Source organism: Ruegeria sp. BI7 (assembly GCF_056537925.1).
This window is the reverse complement of sequence record NZ_JBQFSK010000011.1, coordinates 51,109-61,594: the sequence shown is the minus strand read 5'-3', so window position 1 is coordinate 61,594 and position 10,486 is coordinate 51,109. Positions and strand designations below refer to the sequence as shown.

Here is a 10,486-nt window from a genome sequence, read left to right as displayed (position 1 = left end):
GGCTTACTCGGCGGCCTCGGTCACACCCGCGAGGATCTCGCGGATCGCGGCCTCTTTGATGTCGTCATGTTCGGCAATCACCACCAGACGCGAGCGGCGCTCTTCGCCGGGTTCCCATGGGCGGTCGTACTGATGTCGCACGCGTGCGCCAACCGCCTGGACCAACAAGCGCATCGGTTTGCCCTGAACAGCGGCGTAACCTTTGACCCGCAGGATGTTCAGCTCATTTGCCAAGCGTTCGATATTGGCAACCAGTGCTGCCGGATCGGTCTGTTCCGGCAACTCGACGATAATGCTTTCGAAATCGTCATGTTCATGATCGTGGTGGCCATCGTGGTGCGACGGGCGTGCATCCATGTCATCCTCGGCGGCAGCCTCAAGCCCCAGTACGACGCGCACGTCCACAGCGCCTTCGGCAACTTCGACGACGGGCAGGGGGCGCGGAGCCTCGGCTGCGATCACTTCTTTGGCCTTTGCCACGCCTTCCGGACCAGCCAGATCGGGCTTGGTCAGCAGGATGATGTCGGCGCAGGAGATCTGATCCTCGAAAACCTCGGACAGGGGTGTTTCGTGGTCGATCGAGTCATCGGCCAGGCGCTGGGCGTCCACAGCCTCGACATTCGGGGCGAAGCGACCGGCGGCGACAGCCTCGGCATCGGCCAGAGCGATCACGCCGTCCACGGTGATTTTCGAACGGATATCGGGCCAGTCAAAGGCTTTCAGCAGCGGCTTGGGCAGGGCCAAGCCCGAGGTTTCGATCAGGATGTGATCGGGGCGCGGTTCCAGCGCCATTAGGGCTTCGATGGTCGGGATGAAATCATCGGCCACGGTGCAACAGATGCAACCATTGGCCAATTCCATGATGTTTTCTGCGGGGCAATCGGGAATGGCGCAGGACTTGAGGATATCGCCATCGACGCCAACATCGCCGAACTCATTGACGACAACGGCCAGACGCTTGCCCTGCGGGTTCTGCATTAGATGTTTGACCAGCGTGGTTTTGCCCGAACCCAGAAAGCCGGTGATCACAGTGACGGGGAGTTTTTCGAGGTTGCTCATTTCAGGGCTCCAATCGGGGGAATGCGGGCCGCACAGTTTTTGCGGAAATGTTCGGGACGTTCGCGCCATTTGACCAAACCGTCTTCGGCGGCGAGATACTTGGTGACGCCTTCGACGATGGTGTCGACATGGTCGATTTCGTTCAGGTTTTCGTACACAAAGGTCCAGCGGGTCGGTCCGCCGCGCAGCACTATGGAACAACCCTGATCGCAATTTGACAGGCACTCGACCGGCTTCAGCACGATACCTTCGGGCAAATCTGCGTCTTCCAGTGCCTTGTGCAGCAGGGCACCTGGACGTTGCGCATCGTCTTCAATCGGCAGGCCACGCCGACAGGTCGTGCAGACCAGCAGCTCGACTGGTGCAGTCTCGGTCACGTCTCTCATCCCCCCAAATCCTCTTTGCAGGGGACGGGGTTTCATGCGGGCCACGTCTGCACATGGACCCGACACCGGATCACCCCGTCCGGTTTCAACTTCGGGTGCTGGCAGGTCTCCCGGCTTGCGGATGTCGGGGCGTTTGCCCCGGCAGATGTCCCGCCTTCCCGGCCTTGCGGGCCAGTGGCATTGGGCACCCTCTCCGGTCACGGTCGCGGGGGCGGCTGCGTTTGACGGTTGCCCGCTGACGCATTCCCTTTTCATCCATCCGAAGATGGACACCAACGCATGCGACATGCGGCACGGGCAGGGGGCTTGTCAAGCACGAGGCGCATGGTGAAATCGTTCAAACCGAAAAAGCGACCAGCCTGTGTCAATCTGCGGCATGCACGGCCAGCCGTTCCCGCAGCCAGGCGCAAAACAACCCTGCCGCAGCGGTCGGTTGCGCAGCGCCTTGTGTACGGATCAGGTAATGCGATTGGGCAAAGGGAATCGCAGGACCCGCAATTGCAATCGGCGCAGCCTGCCGGATCGCATTCCGGGCGAACCGTTCCAGAACCGTTGCATAGCCCGCACCGGCCATCACAAGCTGCAGTGCTGCGACCGAGGTGTCCACCGAATGTCGGGGCGGTTGGTCCGGAAGCGCGAGTCCGTTGGCCTGAAAGTACCGCGCCCAGTTGTCTTCGTATCCAAGGATATGAATCAGAGGGCCTTGCCGCAGTACGTTCAGGGTCGCGGGCGAGTCCCCGGCCCGGCATACCGGTACCAGCATTTCGTCTGTCAGCTTTTCGGACTGAACGCCGAGCCAATCGCCATAACCCAACCGGATTTCCACATCCACATCGCCGGGGGCCACGCTGTCATTCCAGATGTGCGAGACAAGGCGTACGGGGATCTCGGGGTGGCGAGCGGTAAAGTCGGGCAGTTCCGCCGCGACCCAATAGGTGGCTGTCGATATCGCCGCACGGATCGTCAGGGTCTGGCGAGAGGCAGGGCCGAACAGGCTGTTGGTGGACAGGGCGATGTCGCCAAGCGCACGCCGCACAGTCAACGAATAAGACTGCCCCAGCTCAGTCAGTTCCAACCGCCGGGCATTCCGGGTGAACAGCTTTTGCCCAAGCTCGGCCTCAAGCGACCGGATATGCAATGAGACCGCCGTCTGCGTCAGGCCCAGCTCTTTTGCTGTGGTGGTGAAATTCAGATGCCGCGCGGCGGTTTCAAAGCTGCGCAACCATGTGGGGTTTGGAAGGCGGTCCATAGATCACCAAATTATTTTGACCATAATTGGCATTATTAATCATTTTCGTTTCTAACAGACAACACTGATACTCGGCCCGAATACGACCGTCAGGAGGGAAACATGAAAGTCGGATTTATCGGTTTAGGAAATGTGGGCGGCAAACTGTCCGGCTCGCTTCTGCGCAACGGGATTGACCTGACGGTTCACGACCTTAACCCCGATTTGGTGGCCGAGTTTGTGGCCAAGGGGGCCGAAGCCGCGGAAAGCCCGGCGCAGATGATGCGGGACTGCGATGCCGTTATAACCTGCCTGCCGTCCCCGGCGGCCTCGGACGCAGTGATGCAAGATATGCTGCCCGAGGTCGGGCCGGGCAAGATCTGGATGGAGATGTCGACCACCGACGAAGCCGAGGTTAAACGACTGGGCGCCATGGTGATCGAGCGTGGAGGCGCGGCGGTGGATTGCCCGGTTTCGGGCGGGTGCCACCGGGCGGCTACTGGCAATATCTCGATTTTCGCCGGATGTGATCGCGAAACCTTTGAGCGGATTCTGCCGTTTTTAACCACGATGGGGCGGCGCGTGCTGCACACGGGGGAGTTGGGCTCAGCCTCGGTCCTAAAAGTTCTGACCAACTATCTGGCGACCGCCAACCTGATCACCTGTGCCGAAGCGCTGGTAACGGCCAAAGCGGCCGGGATGGATTTGAATACCACTTATGAGGCGATAAAGATTTCGTCGGGCACTTCATTCGTGCATGAAACGGAAAGCCAAGTCATTCTGAACGGGTCCCGCGATATCTCTTTCACCATGGACCTTGTCAAAAAGGACATCGGACTGTTCCAAGACGTCGCCGACCGCGCCGGAGTGCCCTTGGAAATCAACCCGGTAATGATCCGCATCTTCGACGACGGTATCGCCCGCTATGGTGAACGCGAACTGTCACCGAATATTATCAAGCGGTTGGAGGACGCGACCGGGCTGGATATCACGGCGCCCGGTTTCCCGACCGAGATGCACGATGATGAACCGGAGGAGCCGGGTTATGAAGTTATCCCACAGAGAGGTCAGGCCGAATAGCGCACACCGAGCGCAGTTGAATACCGGTTAGATAATCAAAGAAGTGGAGGCGAGTACCGGACCCGCTACCGTTTTTCTAAGCCATTGAATTCCCAAAGCTATCGGGAGCGAGGTTGGCTTGTGTGTCTCACTTTGTGTCACACAAGCTGGAGATTGGTGCAGGTATTGTCAACGCCCAAAAAGAGATGGCAAAGGGTGCTAACCTCTAGTGTCAAAGTCTGATGGGCTAGATACTTCCCAGAGGCCCGGCTAAGGAGCCAAGCAAACAACACGGTCAGAAGTGAGGGGTATGGGGGAAGTGGGTTCGACAAAGAAGGTAGATAGGTGCGCGCAAAAATATGTCGGATTTTTGTAATGAACCAAGACCGGAGCCAAGAGTTTCTGAGGCACATTAGGCAAGCTATAGAAGAGGCTAACCTACCCGATCAAGGTGCGGCGCAGTCTTGGGCTTTCGAGCCGTATCTGCAACTTAACAACGAGCAAGCGCAAGGTAGATTGGATACCACGCTAGATTGGCTTTGCGCGCAGTGGCAAGCAAGCTATGCGCGTAAACGCAATCAACGAGAACAGCAAAAGTTCAGTGACTGCGCAGGGACTGTGCTTGTCAATGTGTTGCGGGCCCATGTAAAAAAGTGCGGAATGTCCGTAGGAATAGGACGGCAGAAGCAGCGCCTTGATCGTGAAAGCAGGTACAGACCGGCATACATGACTGCCCATCGCTTCCGCATGGCACTTGATTGGCTGTTGAGTACAGACCTTATTTGCATCACCGCGGATGGATACCAATACGGGGACAATGCACAGCACACCCGTTTTGCAATGACTTCAAAGTCGATACAGGCACTGTACACAGAACAGTTGACCATAAGTGCCTTCAAAACTGCAGAGCCAGATGAGGTGCTGATACTAAGGGATAGCGAAAAGCAACCCATAAAGTATCCTGACACCAGACAGACCCATGCCATGAGGGCAGCACTTCACTTGATCAATGAGGTGAATGGGCAGGCCGACATTACCTCAATAAAGCCTTTGGGGTACAAAGACGTTAGCGAGGACTACGCGGACCTAGCGTTTTCAGAGAATGCAAAATACATGCGCCGCATCTTCAACAACGGCAAGTTTGAACAGGGTGGTAGGTTCCATGGAGGATGGTGGCAGTACGTGCGCAAGCATGTGAGGCGTACGGTGAGGATCAATGGTGAGGAAACTGTAGAAGTCGACTACAGAGGCTTTAATCCTGCAGTACTATTGGCAAAGGCAAATGCCACTATACCCGCGGACCCATACTCAGCAATAAAGGGTGTTGCTGCCAGTGACATACTTCGTGATCATGCCAAGTCCACATTGGCTGCTCTACTTAATGCCCCGACCAAACACATCGCCGAGCCTAGAGGATTTGATGAACGCAAGCATGGAATGACTGCTATCGAATTCCGGCAAGCCGTTCTGGATGCCTACCCAATGGTCGGGGATTTGATTGGGCAAAATGCGGGCTTAAAGCTGCAACGCGAAGAAAGTGATCTGGCAGAGAGTGTCATGCTACACTTTGTCCAACAAGGGCATTCGATATTGCCTATTCATGATGCTTTTATCGTGCAGGCGCATCTACTGGACGAGCTCGTTTCTGTCATGAAAGAAAAGTTTTACAACAAGTATGATCAACTCCCAGAAGTGACAGTAAAAGCTTCCGCGATAAAATCGGGATGAGTGCAGCTTCCCTTTCCAACTGATACTCAACCATTACCGGGGCGAATAAGAAGCCTTTGTGCATCTCGCGCAAATTGTCGTGTTTGCGAGCGCTACCTAATTTCCCGGGAAGTTTGCCCGTATGGAGAAGCCTATCACATGAAGCCCGTACAGCTGGGAATTGGGCGCAACCATAAAATGATTGAGCGGCCTAGAATTCTATTTTTTGCCGCATTAAGAAATTAAAAACACTCCAAGAGGGGAGCAGCCAATGACAACAGTCGATATTACGCCGTCGCCGAGGGTTCTCAGGATGCTGGGTCAAATTGACTTCGCTCCTTGGCAATGTTTGGCAGAACTCGTCGACAATTCTATTGACGCGTTTATCGATCAGTCGCGCAATGACAAGCCGGCAACCGACCCGAGAATCTGGATCCGTTTGCCTAGCGACGCCGAACTAAAGGCTGGACACGGTGAAATCTCCGTGCTCGACAACGGTATCGGCATGTCGCTTGAGACACTGCAAGACGCCGTTAGGGCAGGGTACTCCGGAAATGACCCCGTTGAAAAAATGGGCCTATTCGGGATGGGCTTCAATATTTCAACAGCGCGTATGGGCAGGCGAACAGAGGTCTGGACTACACGGTCTGAAGATCCCGAGTGGACAGGCCTCGTAATAGACTTTGATCTTCTGGAGAAACAAAAAACATTCATTGCTCCGGTGCAAACGCGTGCCAAGTCTGAGAAAGAAATGTCGGAAGGGATTCATGGGACTGAGATCAAAATCTCGCGGCTAGAGGCAGACCGAGTTCGCCCACTCATCTGGGGTATTGGAAAGAAAAGAACACGCGACCGGCTCGGCAAGATTTACGGACGGGTCATGCAGCGCCTAGATATCAAGCTTAACTACGATGGTGACGTAGTTAAGCCCATGAAACACTGCGTCTGGAGCGAGACGCGGTCAGTTGAAACACAGTCCTTTGGCAGGGTTCCGGCCAAGGTCGAGATCGACAAAACGCTCGACTCTCGGAAATTCTGCTCGACTTGTTGGGTGTGGCTACTCGAGAATGAGGAAAAGTGCTCTGCCTGCGGACACGATGAGAACGTCGTCAAAAGAACAAGGCGGTTGAAAGGGTGGCTGGGGATCCAGAGATACTTCGACAAGGAAGAATTCGGGATCGACTTGATACGAAACGGGCGCGTGATCGAGGAATTGGACAAGTCTTTCTTTACTTTCCGTGGCATCGATGGGGATTCATTCTTAGAGTACCCGATTGACGCGATACACTGGGGCGGCCGTATCGTGGGCGAGCTAGAGATCGACTTCGTCCGAGTATCGCACCAGAAGGATTCGTTCGATAAGCTCGATCCCGAGTGGAGAAAAGTTGTTGAACTTGTCCGCGGGACATCACCTATGCAACCTCAAGTCGCTAGCCGCATGGGAATGGCCAAAAACGATAGTCCCATGGCGCGCCTCTTCACAGGTTACCGCAAAAGCACGGCAGGACTCGCTGCTCTTGTCCCGGGAACGGCTGAGGGCACAGGACTTAATTCAGGCCTCATCAAGGAGTACGTAGACAAGTTTTACGAAGGCGATCCCGATTTTCAGGAGGACGACAAGTGGTACGAACTCGTCGAACAAGCTGAAAGGGCTAAGCGAGGTGGTGGAAGCGGCGCCGACAAGTTCGCGGGAAAGTTTCCGATTGCTGGGAAGAAGACAACCACTGGTATAGACGATCCAGACGAAAAGTCCGATCCCCCGATAGACGGGTATGTGCCGGAAGACGGCAACAAGCCCAGCACGTCGAAGCCTGAACCGGACCTATCGCTCTCCCAGAGCTACGAGCTTTCTGAATTGCCCGGGGATGTCCTAGTCAAGGTCTCGGCTTTTCGCCACAAGGCTGACCTCGATGGCCAGCCATTTCGCGTTAAACCGGACGGATACACTTTCCGCTTCGATTACAACGCGTCATCCCCTTACTTCGAAGAAAGCGTAGTTACGCCAGCGGATTATCTCTTGGTTGATCTAGCGCATCACTTTCTCACGTTGTCCGCGGAAACGCCAAGAAACTTTCCAGTGTCGCGAGTAAGCCGACTATTGCGCGAAAAATACTTCCCAGAAGAGACGGGTGACGTGTCGCGCGCCGCAAGTGCTGCGTCCAACTTACTTGAAGGGTTAAAGCTCTTCCTTGACGAGAAACTCCCCGGAGTCGCGCCGATCGAGCCGGGTCAATTGTCACCTCATGAGCTAGAGAACATCAAGCGGTCCGCATATAAGTCTGCATCTCTTTCACCAGGCGAGGTCGAGGAACTTGTACGCAGGGGAGAATTCGCTCGGTTCGTGTCCGAGGATTACCTGGCCGAATTGGTTCGAGGATGGCCAAAGCTCGTCATGGATGGAGCGTATTTCGACCGGCCTTACGAACACCTCTCGCCGGACCAAAGAGAAGACTCCGTGATGCAAGTTATTGAAGGTCTAAACGACGCGACGTGGCTGGTGGACGACGGGGCATCGGCCTTGAATAAGGACCTCGATTGGCGCTTGAGGTTCGCGCGTGCTCTCGCTTCGCTCAAGCTGCTCGAGTCCTGGAAGGCGTAGATGCCCGGGTTCGTTAGCGTTGAAAGGTTGGCCTACGGGCCGTGGCAGGCATTCGAGCGCATGATCGCCCGGCTTGCGAAGCACGCCGGTTTCGACAACGTTGCCCTCGTCGGTGGCTCAGGCGACCACGGCGCAGATGTTGTGGGTGTCATCGAGGGCCAAAGGTGGGTATTCCAAGCGAAGTATCGCACGCACGGAAGCGTCGACGAGGCTGGTGCAAGAGAAGCCGCGTGGGCCCTCGGGAAGTACGACGCAGTCACAGCTGTTGCGGCTACGAACCAAGAATTTTACCCGGGCGCGTACGATTTCATTAGAGCCCAAGAAAACGCGGGCATCGATCTACGCGCCTGGAATGGAAATCACCTCCTGCAGTTCTACGATCAACTACCATCGGTTTCGATGGACAGGCGAGAGCCTAGAGATTACCAGAACGAGGCGATCAACGCGGTCGAGGCAAAGAGGGGACGGGGTGACCGACGTGCGCTCGTGTTGATGGCAACGGGACTTGGAAAATCGATGGTTGCCAACCAGCTCATTGCCCAAGAATTCGCCAGAAACCAAAAGCAAGAAGTCTTGGTCATGGCCCACATGAGTGACCTAGTTAAGCAATTGGAAGTGTCGAGTTGGGCGCAGCTGCCCAAGGATTGTTCTACGCATCTTTGGACGGACGGCGAGCGACCTGCATACCCCGGCGGCGTCGTGTTCGCGACCTGGCAATCCGTCAGCTCGGCGATTGCTCGAGGGGACGACCTAGCCGGTAGATTTGGCCTGGTGATAGTAGACGAGGCTCACCATGCGCCTTCTGAGAGCTTCAGCAGTCTTATTGCAAAGCTGGAGCCAAACTTCCTCGTCGGGCTGACCGCGACCCCATGGCGCGGAGATGACAGGGATATCACCGACCTGTTCGGGGACCCGGCGTTCTCCATGGACATCGTCGACGGCATGCAGCGCGGGTTCCTAGCGGAAGTTGACTATCGGATGCTCACCGACGGGATCGACTGGGAGGAGGTTGCCCGGGCATCTCAGCAAGGTTTCACTATAAAGGACCTCAACCAAAAGCTGCTTGTTCCGGAACGCGACCTCGCAATGGTCAAGACCATTTGCGAGAAAATGGCTGAAATGTCGGACCCGCGCGCCTTGGCTTTTTGCCGGTCTATTGAGCACGCGGAGCGACTTAGGCCACTATTCTCTGCGCAAGGCGTAAGAGCTGCGCTGATGCATAGCAGATTGCCACGTGAGCAAAGGTTCAAGAACCTATCGGCGTTCCGCATGGGTGAGATCGACCTGCTGATCTCGATCGAGATGCTCAACGAAGGCATCGACGTGCCGGATGTCAACTTGGTGGCCTTCATGCGGGTAACCCATAGTCGGCGTATTTTCTTGCAGCAACTCGGCCGAGGCTTGAGGGTAAACGAAAAAAAGGACCGGGTCCTAGTGCTCGATTTCGTTGCTGACATCAGGCGACTTGCCGCTGGTTTGTCGATGAACCGCGACGCCGAGGAAAAAGGTTCGGGCGTAGAGATCGTCCGGTACCGAGACGGTGAAATCGTGAAGTTCGACAACGATGAACCCGCGGAATTCTTTAACAAGTACCTCGCGGATGTCGCGGACGTCGAAGACGCCGAAGACGGTGCTCGTTTGCGCTTCCCGGGTGGAGAGGACTTTTGATGCAAGATATTCAATCTCTTGAGCCCGAAGCGCAGGAGTTGCTCCAAAAACTGAAGACCTTGGCGGGCAAGGGGCCCGTGGAAGCGATGGGCCATGGGGACACGAGCGTGGGAATGACCTTGCTTCATCATCTCGACGTGCCGATGACATCGCTTTCAAAGGCCCAGTACAAGGGAGTCGTAATAACCGCTAGGCGAGGTAGCAAGGCCAAGGATTTGAACCGGGTTAACCTATTTGCAAAGGTCCCTGATTGGGACATCAGTTCTTGCAAGAGCACCCGAGAACTACTTGATAAGTGCGGATATGATCGAGACGGGGAGCGCCGCTTGAATTGCACGGTACGTGCAAGGCTTCCGAACAGCCAAGGCCTGTTTCTCGAGGTTGATTATGCCAACGGTTGGCTACGCGAGAAGCAAATCTTGCCGGAAACGGGAGCGCGAGACCTCGTTGCTTGGAACATGTTGGATCTCGAGCAACGCTTGATCCAAAAGCAGCCAGCATCGGCATGGATCGTCGCGGTTCCCAGCAAACATGTTGGCAAGGACTATTTTCACTATCGGTATGTGACGTTCACGGCTCGGCCACGAGTAAGGGAACTGGGCCGGTTGCTTGAGACAGGAACCGTTACGGTCGATCACCTAATCAGCGACCGGGGCGGGAAGACTGTTGAGAAAGGCCCGTTGTTTAAGATCAAGCCAAGCAACGTGGAAGCGCTGTTTCCTTCTTCGCCTAGCCTTGATCTACTGAGGATATAGAGGCTTTCACGAAGTCCGTAAGAGA

Annotated in this window: 8 protein-coding genes and 1 riboswitch; of the genes, 5 read left to right on the top strand and 3 right to left on the bottom strand. The window is 55.7% G+C overall.

Going from position 1 to position 10,486, the window contains the following annotated elements; all coding sequences use genetic code 11:
- Positions 1 to 3: 3 nt before the first annotated feature.
- From cobW to ACR0JB_RS19010, 3 genes are all read right to left on the bottom strand, one after another.
- Complete coding sequence (gene cobW / locus ACR0JB_RS19020; RefSeq protein WP_480790198.1) at positions 4 to 1,059, bottom strand: cobalamin biosynthesis protein CobW; 1,056 nt, start codon at positions 1,057 to 1,059, stop codon at positions 4 to 6.
- Positions 1,056 to 1,445, bottom strand: coding sequence for a DUF1636 family protein (locus ACR0JB_RS19015; RefSeq protein WP_170375974.1), 390 nt, complete (start codon positions 1,443 to 1,445; stop codon positions 1,056 to 1,058). Before ACR0JB_RS19015 ends, cobW begins: the two co-directional genes overlap by 4 nt.
- Positions 1,446 to 1,528: 83 nt before the next feature.
- Positions 1,529 to 1,737, bottom strand: a riboswitch (cobalamin riboswitch).
- Between the two features lie 72 nt (positions 1,738 to 1,809).
- Positions 1,810 to 2,694 carry a LysR substrate-binding domain-containing protein gene (locus ACR0JB_RS19010; protein ID WP_170375972.1) on the bottom strand — a complete coding sequence of 295 codons (885 nt, stop codon included), beginning with the start codon at positions 2,692 to 2,694 and terminating at the stop codon, positions 1,810 to 1,812.
- A gap of 102 nt (positions 2,695 to 2,796) precedes the next feature.
- Between ACR0JB_RS19010 and ACR0JB_RS19005 the strand changes: the two genes are divergently transcribed.
- The 5 genes from ACR0JB_RS19005 to ACR0JB_RS18985 all read left to right on the top strand — a co-directional run bounded on the left by ACR0JB_RS19005 (position 2,797) and on the right by ACR0JB_RS18985 (position 10,461).
- Positions 2,797 to 3,753, top strand: a complete 957-nt coding sequence (locus ACR0JB_RS19005) for an NAD(P)-dependent oxidoreductase (protein ID WP_170359196.1) — start codon at positions 2,797 to 2,799, stop codon at positions 3,751 to 3,753.
- A 495-nt stretch (positions 3,754 to 4,248) separates the two neighbouring features.
- Positions 4,249 to 5,460 carry a hypothetical protein gene (locus ACR0JB_RS19000; protein ID WP_480790197.1) on the top strand — a complete coding sequence of 404 codons (1,212 nt, stop codon included), beginning with the start codon at positions 4,249 to 4,251 and terminating at the stop codon, positions 5,458 to 5,460.
- A gap of 250 nt (positions 5,461 to 5,710) precedes the next feature.
- Entirely contained in the window at positions 5,711 to 8,038 is a 2,328-nt protein-coding gene (locus tag ACR0JB_RS18995) for an ATP-binding protein (RefSeq protein WP_480790196.1), read from the top strand.
- Complete coding sequence (locus ACR0JB_RS18990) at positions 8,039 to 9,706, top strand: DEAD/DEAH box helicase family protein (RefSeq protein ID WP_480790195.1); 1,668 nt, start codon at positions 8,039 to 8,041, stop codon at positions 9,704 to 9,706.
- Positions 9,706 to 10,461, top strand: coding sequence for an MvaI/BcnI family restriction endonuclease (locus tag ACR0JB_RS18985; protein ID WP_480790194.1), 756 nt, complete (start codon positions 9,706 to 9,708; stop codon positions 10,459 to 10,461). The genes ACR0JB_RS18990 and ACR0JB_RS18985 overlap by 1 nt, the downstream gene beginning before the upstream one ends.
- Positions 10,462 to 10,486: the final 25 nt, after the last annotated feature.